The 15,320-nt window shown below is 52.3% G+C and carries 16 protein-coding genes; 13 read left to right on the forward strand and 3 right to left on the reverse strand.

Annotation, left to right across the window (positions count from 1 at the left end):
• Window positions 1-5 precede the first annotated feature (5 nt).
• The 13 genes from MKX51_RS06085 (at window position 6) to MKX51_RS06145 (ending at window position 12,558) form a co-directional block, all read left to right on the forward strand.
• On the forward strand, window positions 6-1,562 hold the full coding sequence (locus tag MKX51_RS06085; RefSeq protein WP_340991588.1) for an amino acid adenylation domain-containing protein: 1,557 nt from the start codon (window positions 6-8) through the stop codon (window positions 1,560-1,562).
• Between the two features lie 3 nt (window positions 1,563-1,565).
• A complete protein-coding gene (locus MKX51_RS06090; RefSeq protein ID WP_340991589.1) occupies window positions 1,566-1,811 on the forward strand; it encodes an acyl carrier protein in 246 nt (81 codons plus the stop codon).
• Between the two features lie 296 nt (window positions 1,812-2,107).
• Window positions 2,108-3,079: a 2,3-diaminopropionate biosynthesis protein SbnA gene (gene sbnA / locus MKX51_RS06095; protein WP_340991590.1), complete on the forward strand. Its 972-nt coding sequence runs from the start codon at window positions 2,108-2,110 to the stop codon at window positions 3,077-3,079.
• A gap of 6 nt (window positions 3,080-3,085) precedes the next feature.
• Complete coding sequence (locus tag MKX51_RS06100) at window positions 3,086-4,210, forward strand: glycoside hydrolase family 88 protein (RefSeq protein ID WP_340991591.1); 1,125 nt, start codon at window positions 3,086-3,088, stop codon at window positions 4,208-4,210.
• Window positions 4,210-4,482 (forward strand): hypothetical protein, encoded by a 273-nt coding sequence (locus MKX51_RS06105; RefSeq protein ID WP_340991592.1) that lies wholly within the window; start codon window positions 4,210-4,212, stop codon window positions 4,480-4,482. The genes MKX51_RS06100 and MKX51_RS06105 overlap by 1 nt, the downstream gene beginning before the upstream one ends.
• The gene (locus MKX51_RS06110; protein WP_340991593.1) at window positions 4,479-5,207 is read left to right on the forward strand and encodes an HpcH/HpaI aldolase/citrate lyase family protein; all 729 of its coding nucleotides are present in this window, start codon (window positions 4,479-4,481) and stop codon (window positions 5,205-5,207) included. Before MKX51_RS06105 ends, MKX51_RS06110 begins: the two co-directional genes overlap by 4 nt.
• Window positions 5,208-5,216: 9 nt before the next feature.
• The gene (locus MKX51_RS06115) at window positions 5,217-6,458 is read left to right on the forward strand and encodes a hypothetical protein (protein WP_340991595.1); all 1,242 of its coding nucleotides are present in this window, start codon (window positions 5,217-5,219) and stop codon (window positions 6,456-6,458) included.
• Window positions 6,455-7,387, forward strand: a complete 933-nt coding sequence (locus tag MKX51_RS06120; protein WP_340991596.1) for a triphosphoribosyl-dephospho-CoA synthase — start codon at window positions 6,455-6,457, stop codon at window positions 7,385-7,387. The genes MKX51_RS06115 and MKX51_RS06120 overlap by 4 nt, the downstream gene beginning before the upstream one ends.
• Complete coding sequence (gene citX, locus MKX51_RS06125; protein WP_340991597.1) at window positions 7,350-7,901, forward strand: citrate lyase holo-[acyl-carrier protein] synthase; 552 nt, start codon at window positions 7,350-7,352, stop codon at window positions 7,899-7,901. The genes MKX51_RS06120 and citX overlap by 38 nt, the downstream gene beginning before the upstream one ends.
• The gene (locus MKX51_RS06130) at window positions 7,898-9,136 is read left to right on the forward strand and encodes an MFS transporter (RefSeq protein ID WP_340991598.1); all 1,239 of its coding nucleotides are present in this window, start codon (window positions 7,898-7,900) and stop codon (window positions 9,134-9,136) included. Before citX ends, MKX51_RS06130 begins: the two co-directional genes overlap by 4 nt.
• A complete protein-coding gene (locus tag MKX51_RS06135) occupies window positions 9,124-10,359 on the forward strand; it encodes a hypothetical protein (RefSeq protein WP_340991599.1) in 1,236 nt (411 codons plus the stop codon). The genes MKX51_RS06130 and MKX51_RS06135 overlap by 13 nt, the downstream gene beginning before the upstream one ends.
• Window positions 10,328-11,569 (forward strand): ATP-grasp domain-containing protein, encoded by a 1,242-nt coding sequence (locus tag MKX51_RS06140; protein WP_340991600.1) that lies wholly within the window; start codon window positions 10,328-10,330, stop codon window positions 11,567-11,569. Before MKX51_RS06135 ends, MKX51_RS06140 begins: the two co-directional genes overlap by 32 nt.
• Before the next feature lie 14 nt (window positions 11,570-11,583).
• Window positions 11,584-12,558 (forward strand): 2,3-diaminopropionate biosynthesis protein SbnB, encoded by a 975-nt coding sequence (locus MKX51_RS06145; RefSeq protein WP_340991601.1) that lies wholly within the window; start codon window positions 11,584-11,586, stop codon window positions 12,556-12,558.
• Between the two features lie 83 nt (window positions 12,559-12,641).
• Here MKX51_RS06145 and MKX51_RS06150 read toward each other — a convergent pair whose 3' ends face one another.
• The 3 genes from MKX51_RS06150 to MKX51_RS06160 form a co-directional block, all read right to left on the reverse strand.
• Window positions 12,642-12,848: a hypothetical protein gene (locus MKX51_RS06150; protein WP_340943028.1), complete on the reverse strand. Its 207-nt coding sequence runs from the start codon at window positions 12,846-12,848 to the stop codon at window positions 12,642-12,644.
• Window positions 12,849-13,010: 162 nt separating this feature from the next.
• The gene (locus MKX51_RS06155; RefSeq protein ID WP_340991602.1) at window positions 13,011-14,294 is read right to left on the reverse strand and encodes a glycoside hydrolase family 27 protein; all 1,284 of its coding nucleotides are present in this window, start codon (window positions 14,292-14,294) and stop codon (window positions 13,011-13,013) included.
• 109 nt (window positions 14,295-14,403) lie between these two features.
• Window positions 14,404-15,285 carry an AraC family transcriptional regulator gene (locus tag MKX51_RS06160; protein ID WP_340991603.1) on the reverse strand — a complete coding sequence of 294 codons (882 nt, stop codon included), beginning with the start codon at window positions 15,283-15,285 and terminating at the stop codon, window positions 14,404-14,406.
• Window positions 15,286-15,320 lie beyond the last annotated feature (35 nt).

Raw genomic sequence — 15,320 nt, forward strand, 5'->3', positions numbered from 1 at the left:
CGTCCATGTATAATGATCGTTACGACTTAGATACCGGCACTCTCATCCCATACATCCAAATGTTTCAAGAGAGTCTTCAAAAAAATAGGACGAAAACTGCTCTTCTCTACGGCGAAGATGAAATAACATACGAAGAACTGGACCTGCGATCAAGCCGGGTGGCTGCATATTTGAGTCACAATGCTGTTACTAGCCGGAGTATCGTTGGACTCTTTATGAAAAGAACTTTAGACCTACCTATTACACTTCTAGGCATAATGAAGACGGGGGCTTCGTTCCTCCCGCTCGATCCTGACTATCCCCAGCAGCGAATTCGTCATATTATTGAAGATAGTGGCTGTCAACTGATAATTGTAAATCAAGCGCTCAAAACTAGCCTGGATTACTATGGACATACTGTAGTTGCCTATGAGGAAATCCACCAGTATGAAGAAATCGGCTATCAGCTGCCAACAGTGAGTATGGTGGCGGCAGCGTATTTATTGTACACGTCTGGATCGACCGGTTTACCTAAAGGGACGGTTATAAACCAGCAAGCGTTAGCTTCGTTTGTTTACGGAGTTACTAAAGAAATTCAATTCTCACAAGCCCAGACGATGCTCTTTCTAACTACAATCTCATTTGATATTTCATTGTTAGAGTTGTTAATTCCACTTTTATATGGTATGAAGATCGTCATCGCTGATGAGAGGGGACAACGAAATCCATACCTATTGAAGAAAATTATCACTGAGAAGGATATAGACATGCTTCAAATGACTCCATCTGCTATGCAACTGCTAATTAATTATGATAAAGAACTAGATTGTCTGCGGCGGGTAAGCCATGTACTGCTTGGTGGAGAAGCACTTCCGTCACCGGTACTCGAGCATATACGAAACTACACAGACGTTAACATTTATAATCTTTATGGCCCTACAGAAACAACAATTTGGTGCATGGTTTCAGATTTAACGAACCAAGATACTGTTACTATCGGAATTCCGTTTCATAGTGTAAAGGTATACGTGCTTGACTCGGCAATGAATGAGGTAGAGCCTGGGGGAGTAGGAGAGTTATATATTGGAGGCCCTCAAGTGGCTGGGGGATATTGGAATAGTCCAGAACATACGACAGAGAAGTTTAAGAATTATTCGAATATTGAAGCAGGAATAATCTTTAAAACTGGTGATTTAGTACGACTTTCTGAGGTAGGAAAATTCGAATTTATGGGTAGAAGTGATCACCTGGTAAAAATTCGTGGATTCAGAATCGAACCCGGTGAGGTTGAAGCTGTACTCTTGCGGCAAGAAGGAATTACTCACGCAGCTGTGGTGCCAAGAATGGGTAAAAACGGAAATTTGTATTTAAGCGGATATTATGTATCGGATGAATTGGTGGACAAACAGACGCTGGTTGATAGTCTAAGAAACGTTCTACCCAGTTATATGATACCGGAACAGTTGACTCAGCTGGAGCAGCTGCCCTACACTCCGAATTTCAAAGTTGATCGAAAATATTTAGCTAGCTTAGATTTTAATGCTTGCAGATATAATAAAGTAATATCCGATCAGGGAGTGTGAAAAATGGTTTCTATTGAACAAAAAGTGAGAGAAATTATTACAAGTCATGTAGACGTTTCAGTTGATATAGATAAGGTTCATAGCAATTGCTATCTTAATACGATTGGAGTGAATTCTATAAACTTTATCCGCTCAGTGCTTGATTTGGAAACAGAATACTCCATAGAGTTTGATATTGATATGCTAGGGTTTGATAGCTTTGAGACATTTGGCAATCTTGTAAAGTATGTTGAACGAAAGGTTAGCTGATGTATTCAGCGGAGAGATGAGACAAGCAAGCAGCTATATTTTCGAGTATGAACATGTTAATCGGGATGAAGCATCTATGAATTAAAGGTTAATAGTTCTATATTTATCCCCGCCCCCCAATGAAGGTAAAAACTTCATTGGGGGGTTTGCTATGGTTTTGTATAGAAAATTTGAATCAAAGTGATAAAAATTTTTAATATATTTACATTTATTAGGATAGAAGTGTATGATGCAAATGTATTTATTTTACTTTTTATAGAAAAATTTATGAGAATATGCCTTGGGAGGTGATAGGTTTGATCTACGACAATGTGCTGCAATTAATTGGGAACACGCCTATTGTTAAACTGAATTATCTTCCGGACCCGTATGGGGCGCAGGTATTCATCAAGCTGGAGGGGCTTAATCCCGGCGGCAGCATGAAGGACCGCACGGCGCTCTACATTATCAGCCAAGCGGAGGCAGCGGGACAACTGAAGCCGGGCGGCACGATTGTCGAATCCTCCTCCGGGAATCTGGCCATCGGGCTGGCGCTTGTGGCACGGCAAAAGGGGTACAAGCTGATCTGTGTGGTCGATCCCAAGATCAGTCTGGTCAATCTCAGTATTATCCAGGCCTATGGTGCGGAGACGGTAATGGTTGATCAGGCTGATGAGTATGGCAACTATCTTAGAGCCCGCCTGGACAAGGTACAGGATCTCGTCAAGCAACTGGGAGCATTCTGGCCTAATCAGTATAATAACCCGAGTAATCCTGAGGCACACAGACAAACGACCGCGCTTGAAATCTATGAGGCGTTCGGTAATGAGCTTCAGTGGGCGGTGATACCGGCAGGGACCTGCGGTCTCATTACCGGGTGCAGCCTGGGGCTGAAAGAACATATCCCGCACATAAAGATTATGGCTGTTGATGCTGCCGGCTCGGTTACCTTCGGGAAGCCGCCAGGTGTCAGACATCAGATTGGCATTGGTTCCGCTATAGTACCGGGCAATGTGCGAAGAGAGCTGTATGACGAGATTACGCATGTCTCGGATGCGGAGGCCTTCTCCACCACCCGCCGGCTGGTTAAGGAAGAGGGGCTGCTGGTCGGCGGCTCCGCAGGAGCAGCGGTGTTCGCGGCCCTTAAGCTTGCGCGACGTCTGCCCAGCAGGGACAAAGTGCTTACGATTCTTCCAGATCGCGGAGACCGGTACTACAATACTATTTTTTCGGATGAATGGCTGGAGCAGATTGGAATTGAACTGGGGAAGAACCCTGTGAAAATATGATCGGAGGTGCTGGAGATTACCGTTTCCACACGTAATGAGGTTATCGACCGTGCTGTCAGACAGACCCGAAGGCAGCTCGACAAGCTTGCTTCTATGCAATCCTCCGGTGAGATTAGGCTTCCTTATGTTACGAACAACGGAAGATATATGCTGGAGGATAAGTGGTCTTCAGGATTATTCATTGGACTTCTCTACCGGCTCTATCAGTTGACTGGCGATACTCTTTATATTGAGGAAGCTGACCGCTGGATGGGCGGGATTGAGCCTTATAAGAATCAGGGGGATTATCAGGACATTGGCTTCCTGTTCTATTATTCTTATGCGCTCGGGTACGATCTGACCGGTAAGGAAGCATACAGAATGATTGCGCTTGAAGCTGCGGACAGCCTCTTTGATTCGCGTCTCCCGGGCGGTTATCTGGAATGCAATTGGCTGCCCGAGGGGAAGCACTATGCAGGCGTTGACAGTATGATGAACATCCGGTTGTGGCTATGGGCCTACCGGATAACCGGTGAGGAGCGCTATCGCGCCGCTGCCATCGGATCAGCACAGATTACAAGTGCTGCGCTGATGAGGGAAGACGGCTTCACTTACGAATATATGAGAATGAACTCACTTACGGGAGCCCCGGAGCAGCCCTACAACAAGAACGCCAAATTCAGCTCAGCATCGGTGTGGGCCAGAGGCCACACATGGGCACTCTATGGAGCAGTTCAAATGTATGTGCTGGGCCATGAAGAGGAGTGGAGGACAAAGGTTGAGCAGCTCTCCGCCTTCTACTTAGCCCATGTCTGTTCGGATGGGGTTCCGGCCTGGGATCTGATGCTGTCCCATCAGGAGACGGCTATGAGGGATGCTTCCGCTGCTGCGATCGCTTGCTCTGCATTCTACCAGTTTGCCGCAGCCTTAAGCCCTAATGATCCTTTGCACCAGCAGTTCCGGCAAGAAGCAGAGAGGGTGCTCGATATTCTGATTTCTGCGGAGTATGCGCCCCCGGGTCCGGAGCATGAAGGACTGCTGGTGCACGCCAGCACGCCTCTGCATGTCGTTCAAGCCGCAGGCGAATCCCAGATCTGGGGCGATTATTTTCTGCTGGAGGCTCTATATTACTCATTGGAGGTCGGTTCTTAATGAATGTCAGTGCCGGATCGATAGAATCTAGCGATATTAAAATTGTCATCGAAGAAGGTCATGCTGCAATGCAATGCATGAATATGGTGCCGGAGCTTACGGACCGCCAAGTCTATGAATATGTTGTTCCCATTCTGAAGCAGTATGGCTTGGCGGATCTGTCCCCCCAGATCTGGTTCAATGGAGCCAATGAGTGGGTCATCCGCAGCCGCTGTGAAGCCTTGACATGCATGCTGAACGCTGCCTTAGAGCGGGAGGAGGTTACAGGATGAATCAGGCTGCCGAACCCTTAGTCTATTTCTATGTTCCGGGATACAAACCGAATTACATAGAGTACGCTATGACCTTCTATCCTATGAATATTATTCTCTGTCTGGAAGACGGTACACCGGAGGATAAGAAGCTTGAAGCAAGATACGTGGTCAAGAACGCCCTTCAGGAATTCAGTGACTCGGAGCATACTCTTATTGTCCGCGTGAATAGTGTTCATACCTCTCACTGGGAGCAAGATCTGGAGGAGCTTGTGCCAGAGCGCCCTGCCCGAATCCGGCTGCCCATGGTCCGGACGGCGGAGGATTTACGGCAAGTGGAACGCAAGGTGCAGGATATTATACACAAGCGCAGCTTGAACTATTCTCCCAGCTATGAAGTCATGATTGAATGCTGTGAGGCTATATTCAATCTCGGAGAGATTCACCAGGCCAGCCGGAATATTTATGCGTTTACCTTTGGAGGAACAGATTATTTCAATGATTGTGTGGCTAAGGGGCTTGTGGACCCGGCCCTGGAGGTCCGGAAGGCCAAGCAGAAGCTGGGGGAATACTGCCGCAGTGTGGGCCTTCAATGCTTTGACACCACTTACATGGCTTTTCGTGATATGGAGGGGTTCCGCGAGGATTGTCTGCTCTCCAGGGAATACGGCTTCACGGGGCGTTCTGTAATCCATCCGGACCAGGTGGCCGTTGTCCAAGAGATATACGGAATTTCAATAGCGTAGGAGGCTGTTATGTTCACAACATACCGATTGGAATTGCCAGAGCCTGTGACTCTGAATAAGCTGCAAATCCCTGTTTTCACCCATATGTTCCTGCAACATGTATCTGCCCATAAGGTGCAGGTCGATCCGATTCAAGGGAAGCGCATCAGCGTCACTTATTTATCGTCTTATCCCAGAGAGCAGATCGAGCGGGAGGTCGCTAGTTTCCTGGAGCGTTTCACCCCGGAGCATGATGAGGCATCCGCATCATCCGCTGAAGTGCAGGAGCCTGGGCTAAATGTGGTGGAGCTGCATGAGCCGCCGCTTGAGCGGCTGTGCTCCTGCTGCACACCGGGCAATCAGCGGAATGTCTCGGATGATCTGCTGGAGCAGAGGTGGCTGACTTTATTGAAGAATCAGGAGCTGGCCTACCATCGCCCGATCATCCGTCTGCTGGAGTATTTTGACCAGAGTTATGTGGATTATGTCGGCCGGAGGATCGGGGATTGTCAGGAGCGGCAGTATTCAGTCTTGTTGCCTGCTTCCTTTGCCGAGAAGATGAATTACTTCCATAGTGCCCCGATGCATTTGCTGCTGGCCACACATCTTAGCCATGACCAGGACAAAATGATATCCTTCGCGGAGGACGTCTCAGCCAATAACGGCAAGCTTCCCCAGGACTGCGGACCTTATCTGGAGACGCCTCCCTATATTCTGCAATCCGCACCGTGCTATAAAGTGTATATGGAGATGGAGGATCAGGTGTTTGAGGATAATACCGCTTTTGTACTCAAAGGCCAGTCCTTCCGCAATGAGGGGAAACGTGTATATCTGCTTGAACGGTTATTGAATTTCACTATGCGTGAATTCGTATTTCTGGGTACTCCCGAATATGTTACCCGGATGCGTGACTTGACATTAGGGTGGACCATCGAGTGGATGGAAGAGGTAGGGCTGAAAGGCGGGTGTGCCTTAGCCAATGATCCTTTTTTTCTGCCGGGTAAGGTGAAACAGAATTTCAAAGTGCCAAAGCATGTCAAATATGAGGTTCGTGCGGATATTCCGTATAAGAACGATACGATTTCCATTGCTTCCTATGACACGCACGGTGATTTTTTTGCGAAGACCTTTAACTTCGGGCTTAAGGATCATTCCGAGACATGGTCGGGCTGCATCGGGCTTGGCCTGGAACGGGTGGTCTGGAGCTTCCTTCAGCAGTACGGTCTACAGAGTGAACACTGGCCTGCGGCCATCCCGGAGAGCGTAAAGTGACAGCTTCGCAACAGGATACATCCTATTCGCTGGCAGAGGCGATGACCTATAGTGTTCTGGCGGAGGCTGTAAGCTGGCCTTCTCCCGGACTGGTCTCCGCCGTCAGCACGGGTTGTCACGGGGATATGGATATCTACACTTTTCTGAGAAGCGCACTCCGCATTCAGCCATATTACCAGGCAGCAGCCCGCTTGGGCATAGAAGAATCCACGGACAGAACCGGAACGGAAGATCTGTTCAGGATGCTCCAGAAGCTCGGGCGGCGTGCCGAAGCTGGCATGCTGAGGGCTACCGGGGGAGTGAATACCCACAAGGGAACGATCTTTCTGGGACTGATTCTATGTGCGGCTGCGGGAATGACCAGCCAAGGACCATCCGGCGGCGCAGAACCACGGGACATCTGCCGGCTGGCCGGAGGGATCGCCGGGAGTCCGCTTCGCAAGCAGCTTACGGACATCCTGAAGGAGACACAGGTTACAAGTACAGGCGGACGCGCGTACAAGGAATGGCGGATCAGAGGTATTCGTGGTGAAGTGATCGACGGATTTCCTTCCATTCTGCAGCAGGGCCTGCCTTCCTTCCGTTCTGCGCTTGATCAGGGGGCCGATATGCGAACGGCGGTTATTCATTGCTTGTTCTCACTGATGTCTGTGGTTCAGGATACAACGCTTCTGAACCGTGACTTTGACAAGGCACGGATCAGTTATACGCAAGCGTGTGCGCTGGAGGCTCTGGACCGGGGGAGTCTGTTCACCTCTGAGGGCAGGGCCTATATCCGCAATATGGAGCAGGATTTCCAGCTTCGTTCCTTGTCGCCCGGGGGATCAGCCGATCTTCTGGCCATGACGGTTGCCCTGCACTTGTGGGACGGGCATCGAAGGGGGGAAGTGTGTGGAGAACCATTCCGCTATGTCTGCCATTCTTCGTGACCGTGAGCGCCTCCCTGAGCTTAGAGAGGCGAGGGTTCCGGCGGCAGGTTCGCTGATACAGATCATGATGAATATTCCCGGACCATGCAAGAAGCTGGATTGCACCTATGAATTGTTCGAGCTCTGTATCAGGGCTTTGCAGGAGGAGCTGGCTTCAGCAGCTTGTGCGGTGCTGTCCTTGGAGCGGACCGACTTAGATGTTGGTCCCGTAGCCTATATGCAGGTATCCTGGGAAGCTAGAGCATTGAAACGGTTCTGTTTATTATTGGAACAGGGACATCCGCTGAGCGCTTATTGGGATATGGATATTTACAGTCCCTCGGGAAGAGCGGTGGGCAGGAGGGAGATCGGGGCCCCGCCGCGCTCCTGTTATCTGTGCAGCCAATCTGCCAAAGTGTGCGGATCACAGCGGCGCCATTCCCCGGAGGAATTAATAGGCCGCATGACCGCTGATTTGACAGCCTACAGACAGGCGCAGATGGGTGTGCCAGTTGAAAGGAGGGCAGGGACATGAACCTTTTCCGAAAGCTAAAGGTGCCCCGGCCGATATTCTCCATTTGTCTGAACACACTGGTTACCCATCTTGGCTTCTACGCTATGACGGCGATATTAACGGTCTATCTGTCTCAGGTCAAAGGGCTGCCGCTTTCGGTTACCGCTGTAGTTACCATGATCTTCACTGTGTCTTACCGCAGTGCGAGATTCCTTACCGGACCCTTGCTGGACAACATGGACCCGTTCAAATGCATGTGGTTCGGCTGCCTGCTAACAGGAGTCTCCATCGCTATGGTGGATTTCTGGCAGTCTCCGGTGTTGATTACTATACAGCTTATCCTTGCAGGGATCGGCTACTCTGTCAGAGGTTTATCCTCCAAGGCCTCTTTATCCTTCGTGGGGAGTAAGGATGGCAATGCCCTGTTTTATTTTGCGAATTCCAATATGTATACGAACGGTGCAGCCATTGCCGGGCCCTTAATCGGCTCCTTTCTTCTGACAAGCTCCTTGAAGAGCTTCACGTTGTCCTTCGTTGGAGGGTTTTATATTGTGGGTGCCATCCTGCTCAGTATCTTCCCGCCCGGGTGCAATCTGCAGGACCGGGAACGGAAGCCGGTAAGCTTCTGGAAAGGATATCAGACCGTTCTGCTCGATAAAAGCTTCCGTAAGGTGCTGCTGTTCAATATGATCGGCTGCTTTTTCTTCACCCAATTGTTCAATTCCTTTCCTTATTTAATCGGCACTTATTATAACTCACCGGAAAGGCTGGGGAGTCTGCTGATGCTGAACGGAATCCTTGTGGTGCTCCTGCAGATTCCCGTCGGGCGCTGGATGAATACCGCGTTGTCCGGCCAGCGTGAGGGATACCGGCTGATGCTGGCGTTTCTGCTATTCGGCATTTCTTTCTCAATGAATGCGATAATTGGCTCGATCTGGGGCTACTACGTATTCGTTGCGTTGTTCACCCTTGCGGAAATGTTATTCATCCCCACGATAGATGCGTATGTCTCTAACGCTGCCCGCCCGGATCTGCGTATCACATATTTCAGTGTCATCGGATTGTCCACAGCCCTTGGAGAAGGAATCGGTGTATATACCGGGCTGCAATTCATACATATGTGGAGCATATACGGAAAGCTGTCCTATTTCTGGTTGTCCCTAGCTCTTCTGTCTGGGCTGTCCCTTGTACTATACGTAATGCTAAACCGGTCACCTGTTCATCACAAGGAGGAGGAGAAACTATGGCGGTATTAATTCTGAATCAGAGGAGGCGGGCCTTCGCTCCTTATCTGACCTGGCTGGAGGATCTGGATGAAGAAGTATACCTGTATACTTCGCCGGCATATGGTGAGATAACGGAACCCTTTGCCCTTGTGCAGGTGTTCGACAACTGGGTGAGCAATGACAGGGTAGAGATCGATGCGTTACGATTGTATGAGGAACATCCTTACCGTCTGATCATCGCTCTCGATGAGAGTGATCTCATTCGTGCAGCCCGGCTGCGTGAACGGCTGCACCTGCCTGGTCAACAGCTGGAGAGTGCAGTGGCTTACAGGGATAAGGCCGTGATGAAAAGCTTAGTCAGCCCGCAGGTATCCTGCCCGGCATTCCGCAGACTGGCTTCACCGCTTCACTTGTATGATTTTGTGCTGGAACACGGCTTGCCGGTTGTGGTTAAACCGGTGGACGGTATGGGCTCCATGAATACGGACATCATACAGACCCAGGAGCAATTGAACGGTGTATGGGAACGCGGCCTCGGCAGCGGCTTAATGGTTGAAGCCTATGTTGAGGGAGAAATGTATGAGATCGATGGGCTCATGATGGGCCAGGAGATCCGTTTCGCTTCTGTGGGCAAATATTCCTGCAAGCCGCTGGAGATTCTCCGGCAGGATTGCTTCGTGGAATTGCTCAGCCCCGGCTGCGCGGTGTATGAGCGGCTGGTTCATGAAGTTCAGCAGGTCATTGAAGCCTTGCCCTCACCGGGCGTCTCAACCTTTCATTGTGAAATGTTCCATACCCCGGAGGATGAATGGGTATTCTGTGAAATTGCCAGCCGGACCGCAGGCGGGCGGATCAGTGAGTCGGTCAGCGCCATGTATGACGTTGATCTGAACCGGGAGTGGGTCCGGGGGCAATGCGGACTGCCGCTGAAGCTGCCGGTGCCAAGGCCGTCACAGGTAGCAGGGGTATATCTAATGCCGAAACGTCCGGGAACGGTAGAGACCATTCCGCAGACGCTGCCCTTTGAATGGGTGAAGGAATATGTTCCCCGCGTCAGAGCAGGCGAACAGCTGGACGCGGCTCATTCCAGCGTGGATGCCGTGATGACCGTAATCATCGTTGGCGAGAATTCGGCCTCGCTGCAAGCCAGGCTGTCACAGCTGCTGCGGTATCTGGAGCAAGAAGTGCAAATTCTGCCCGCCTACAAGGAGGATACAACCCATGAAGCACCTGTTATTAGTGGAAAGCAATGAGTCTATCGCAGGTATCCAGGCCTGCAAGGAGATGGGGTACACCGTAACGTTGCTGACCCAGAATATTCAGCATTACCTGAAGGGTCAGCCGCTGGAGTCCCATCCGCTCCGGTTGGTAGATTACATTCATGAAGTGGACACCTTTAATGAAGAAGCTGTGGTTGACTTTGTCAAAGCGTACCATCAAGCGAACCCTTTGACCGGAGTGATGTCTTTTGCGGAATTCTATGTGGTTCAGGCAACAGCTGCGGCGCATGCGATTGGTGTGCCGACCATGCAGCCGCTGGCGGCCAAGAATGCCCGGAATAAATATAAATCCAGAGAAATCTGCGTTCAGAGCGGCGTTCCGGTTCCCCGTTCACTGCTCGCAGGCAGTGTGGAGGAAGCTTGCAGACATGCCCATTCCATGGGTTATCCCTGTATCGTTAAGCCGTGTGACGGGGCTATGAGTATTGGGGTGGTCTTTATCAACAATGAGCGAGAGCTGCGCCAGGCTTACGAGAGCTATGTGAACAACAGGAATTTTGGGCGTAATCTCTATGGAAGTACGGATGTGCTCATTGAGGAATATGCAGCCGGGCCTCTGGTCAGTGTGGAGATGGTCACTTATCAAGGGCAGGATCACCTGATCGGGATTACGGACCGCCGTCTGGTTGGATTTCCCTATTTTGTAGAGACTGGCGCCAGCTTTCCGGTTCGGCTAAACCATGAGGCGGAGATCGTGGAGGTGGTCCGCCGGGGACTGCATGCGCTTGGGGTTGACTTTGGCCCCACACATACAGAGGTTGCTCTCACTCCTGAAGGTCCCAAGATTATCGAATTCAATCCGCGGATGGTAGGCGGGCCTGTTCCGGAGATGATTAAATACGCAACCGGCATTGACCTGCCGCGTGAAGTGCTTCGTATGCATATGGGGGAGGCCCCGGAGTTGACGCCGAGCGTCACGCGTGGTGCTGCTTCACGGGAATTCTGTTCCCCGGTTGACGGGAGGCTGATCGAGGTTACGGGGCTTAAGGAATTAGAGGGGCGTGCGGACATTCTGCGATCGCATTTCATTGCTGCCGGGCGCGAGGTGTCCTTTCCGAGATCTAATTTTGACTGGATTGGCAGAGTGATGGTTGGAGGGGACGATGCAGAGCAGGCTGAGCAGAAGTGCAGTGAAATCCAGAATACGATCGGCTTGCATATTGCAGCCAGACCTATAAGCTGAGGAGGCCTTTGAGCATGTTATATCTGAATACCACAAACCTGGAGCAGATGAATCTTCCCTGGGCACTGTGCATGGATACGATACGGAGTACTGTCCAAGTGATGGCAGCGCATGAATTCTCCCAGCCGATTAAACCTTATCTGCTCTTTGATAAAGATCCAAGCAGCCGGATTATTGCCATGCCCGCTTATGTGGGCGGAGAGATCGGGATGGCAGGCATCAAGTGGATCGCCAGTTTTCCCGGTAACCATGGCAGGCAGCTTCCCCGTGCCCACTCGGTTACGATACTGAATGATTCCGGCAGCGGGAAGCCGGTGGCTATCATCAACAGTCCGCTTATCTCCGGGATTCGCACAGCTTCAGTCAGTGGACTGATGATCCAGGAATACGAGAAGGTACACCCTTTTGCCGGTAAAATGATTGCCGGTATTGTCGGGTTCGGACCGATCGGTCAGCTCCATCTGTCGATGCTGAATCAGCTGCTCGGGGACCGGCTGGAGGAGGTTCGGATCTTTGATCAGAATCCGGGTGCTCTGGAGCATATCCCGGAAGAGCTTGGGACAAGGGTGCGTCCCGTGAATTCCTGGGAGGAAGCCTACGAAGGGGCTGATCTGTTCATCACCTGTACAATTTCCAGCTCCGGTTATATTGACCGTAAACCCAAAGACCAGAGTCTGCTGCTGAACGTGTCACTGCGCGATTTCACCCCGGCTATCTTAAGCTACACCTCTGCCATTATTGTCGATGACTGGGATGAAGTGTGCCGTGCGAATACGGATATTGAACATATGCATCATCAAAGAGGGCTGCGGAAGGAAGACACGGCGTCCATCGTCGAGGTGGTCTGCGGCAACGCGCTGGCCAAATTCCCGAAGGAGGAAGCGGTCATGTTCAATCCGATGGGAATGGCTGCCTTTGATATTGCCATAGGATCACTATATTATCGTGAAGCGCTGAATCGCGGGTATGGTAAGGAGTTAGAGGAGTAGGGGGCAGGATCAGCATATAAAATAACCGGGCCGGATAAGAGATACTCTTGTCCGGCCCGGCTGTGTACTGCCTCGTCACAAGGCTACGGATTCTTGCGGTTCTTCTTCTCTTCCGGGTCTGGTGCAAGGCCGGGAGCCGCTACCTCCGGGTCATTCCCCAGCACGGCGCCTACGAGCTCATCCAGCTTGTCTGTTTCCGATTGACCGTCCGCCGGACTGGATTCGCCCTCCGGGATCGGGTGGACACCTGCGGTGCGTCCGTCAAGCGGAGCTTTTGTATCATCCTTCATCTGTATGTCTCCCTTCTAAGTGCAGGTTCTGTCTTAGGATGTGTCTGCGATAACCGTTCTATGTAACGATAACCGCTGCGGGGGCTGATGAAACCATGCGGGGAGCAAATAAAAGCCGGGAGTCCTGATCATGCGGGACTCCCGGCTTTTTCCTGGCTTCTACTATAAAAGGCTATACAGCCGCACCCCGTGCGGAGGCACGGTGGTCTGCAGCACGCCGCCGCCGCTAAGCTCAGCAGGCGTCTGGCTCCACAGCTCCGTACCTGCGGCTGCGCCGCCGAGGCCGATCTCTTCGAGGCTCAGGTCAACCGGCAGCGGACTGTTGCTGGTGTTGAAGACGGCTGCATAGCGGGTACCGTCGTCATGAGCTGCGGTCCAGACGATCAGCTCATCGCGGTACAGGGCTTCCCTGGCGCCATGGCTCTCGCGCTGCATGCGCAGCACCTCGCGGTTGGTGAGCAGCGACAGGGTCCAGTCGTCATTGTCCCGCAGCTCGCCGCCGAAGATCAGCGGCGAACGGAAAATACTCCAGAGCGACATCATCGTCAGCTGCTCGTCCCGGGTGAAGCGGGTCCAGCGGTCATCCCCGCCGCCGTCAACGGAGCGGACGCCGATGTGGCCGAGCGGCAGCATGTCGCAATCCGGCCAGGAGCCGGCCTGCGGGATGCCCTGCCAGCTGCGGCAGCGGCTGAACATGTCCAGCAGCAGCTCCCAGCGGTCCCAGAAATCATCCGTGATGCGCCACATGTTGGCGTGTTCGGTGAAATGTTGTGCGTATTCTACCGGAGCCGGGCCGGGGGAGAGACTCAGGACCATGGGGCGGCCGCAGTTCTCGATTGCCCGGGAGATCAGGGCAATCTCCGGCTGATGGGTATCGTATAGTCTGGAAGCGGCGATGTCATCCACCTTGACCAGATCGACGCCCCACTGCGCGTACAGTTCAAAGAGTGAATTATAGTAGGCCTGAGCGCCTTCCTTGGAAGCATCGACACCGTACATATCTGTATTCCACGGACAGATGGAGTTCGTGTGCGCGATCTCGCGGGCAGTTGCTTCCGTACCGAGAATAGCGGTGCCTGCATGAGCGGCCTGGCGCGGGATACCGCGCATAATATGAATGCCGAACTTCAGTCCCAGGCTGTGGACATAGTCGGCCAGCGGCTTGAAGCCCTGACCGCCTGCTGCGGAAGGGAAGCGGTTCTCGGCAGGCATCAGCCGGGAGTATTCATCCATGACCAGCGGGACAAAGGGGCGGTACAGGGAGGACACGGCACCAGGCTCATACCACTGAATGTCAACGGTAATGTAGCTCCAACCGAAGTCTTTGAGATGCTCGGCCATATATTCCGCATTGCCGCGGATTTCCGCTTCGGTTACGGCTGCGCCGTAGCAATCCCAGCTGTTCCAGCCCAGCGGGGGGACAGGTGCTGCAAGCTTATGATTCATTGTGTAATCTCCTTATCAGATGGATTATTGCTCCTCATAAGTCCATCATAATCAAGGATAAATCCAATATCTATAGTAATCTTATAAGCCGGATAGCACTATATTGCGCTTAGTCAAAAAAGAGCTGGCGGTAAGTCAGGCTCTCGCCCCCACTGCGGAAATCGCCCGGGGTCAGCCCAGTCAGGCTGCGGAACGCCTTGATAAAGTAGCTTCCGCTGGAGTAGCCGATCTGCTGCGCAATAGCTTCAATGCTTAAGCTCGTCCCCCGGAGCAGTTCCATCGCCTTCTCCGTTCGGACCCGGGTCAGATAAGCGCCGGGCGTATGGCCGGTGCTGGCCGAGAAGCGGCGGATGAGATGATACTTGGACAGGGAGACATGCTCCGACAGCTGGTCGATGCTGATCATCTGCGAATAATGCTGCTCGATGTATGCGGCGGCGCGCTTGATATTCTCTGACCAGTTGTCCCTGTCGCGCAGCGTAGCCGCCTGCATTCGGGTCAATTCGGTCATGAATTGATAGACGCTGGACGAGGCGATCAGCGGATCGGAGATTCTGCCCGCTCCGGCATCCATGACAATCATCCGCGCCAGCCGGACAGGGGCACAATCTGCGGGCAGCCGGGGCACCTCGCCCGCTTCGCGCAGGAATCTGCGCCAGTGGGGCAGGATCAGGCTTGGGCGCAGCAGGAGGAACAGGAACTCCCAGGGCTCTGCCGCATCCGGCGGATAGTAATACCGGTGAGATCCCGGGATTTCCGCCAGCAGAGCCTGTCCGGCCCGGACCCGGTAGGTCCGGTTCTCTGACTCGAATACGCCCTCACCGGAGAGCGTGTACTGGAACAGCAGCAGCGGGCCGTCGCTGCGCTCCATCCCGTCCCAGCGGTATGCGGGATCGGAGACGGAATCATAACCGGCTGCGAACAATACGCACAGCTGCAGCTCCTTATCTTCGGCAAAGCGAAAGCCATAGGTCCCTCTGGGGATGTCCATGGATAGCCTCCTTTTTCTTGACAAGTACTTAATAT

This window comes from Paenibacillus sp. FSL M7-0420 (assembly GCF_038002345.1).
Lineage (GTDB): Bacteria > Bacillota > Bacilli > Paenibacillales > Paenibacillaceae > Paenibacillus_AQ.

Bases quoted from the DNA above. Each gene is read 5' to 3' on its own strand.
- MKX51_RS06150 (WP_340943028.1), bottom strand. From the start codon at position 12,848: ATGAAGGATGATACAAAAGCTCCGCTTGACGGACGCACCGCAGGTGTC.
- MKX51_RS06105 (WP_340991592.1), top strand. From the start codon at position 4,210: ATGAATGTCAGTGCCGGATCGATAGAATCTAGCGATATTAAAATTGTC.
- MKX51_RS06115 (WP_340991595.1), top strand. From the start codon at position 5,217: ATGTTCACAACATACCGATTGGAATTGCCAGAGCCTGTGACTCTGAAT.
- MKX51_RS06135 (WP_340991599.1), top strand. From the start codon at position 9,124: ATGGCGGTATTAATTCTGAATCAGAGGAGGCGGGCCTTCGCTCCTTAT.
- MKX51_RS06160 (WP_340991603.1), bottom strand. From the start codon at position 15,285: ATGGACATCCCCAGAGGGACCTATGGCTTTCGCTTTGCCGAAGATAAG.
- MKX51_RS06090 (WP_340991589.1), top strand. From the start codon at position 1,566: ATGGTTTCTATTGAACAAAAAGTGAGAGAAATTATTACAAGTCATGTA.
- MKX51_RS06110 (WP_340991593.1), top strand. From the start codon at position 4,479: ATGAATCAGGCTGCCGAACCCTTAGTCTATTTCTATGTTCCGGGATAC.
- MKX51_RS06130 (WP_340991598.1), top strand. From the start codon at position 7,898: ATGAACCTTTTCCGAAAGCTAAAGGTGCCCCGGCCGATATTCTCCATT.
- MKX51_RS06145 (WP_340991601.1), top strand. From the start codon at position 11,584: ATGTTATATCTGAATACCACAAACCTGGAGCAGATGAATCTTCCCTGG.
- MKX51_RS06140 (WP_340991600.1), top strand. From the start codon at position 10,328: ATGAAGCACCTGTTATTAGTGGAAAGCAATGAGTCTATCGCAGGTATC.
- MKX51_RS06155 (WP_340991602.1), bottom strand. From the start codon at position 14,294: ATGAATCATAAGCTTGCAGCACCTGTCCCCCCGCTGGGCTGGAACAGC.
- MKX51_RS06085 (WP_340991588.1), top strand. From the start codon at position 6: ATGTATAATGATCGTTACGACTTAGATACCGGCACTCTCATCCCATAC.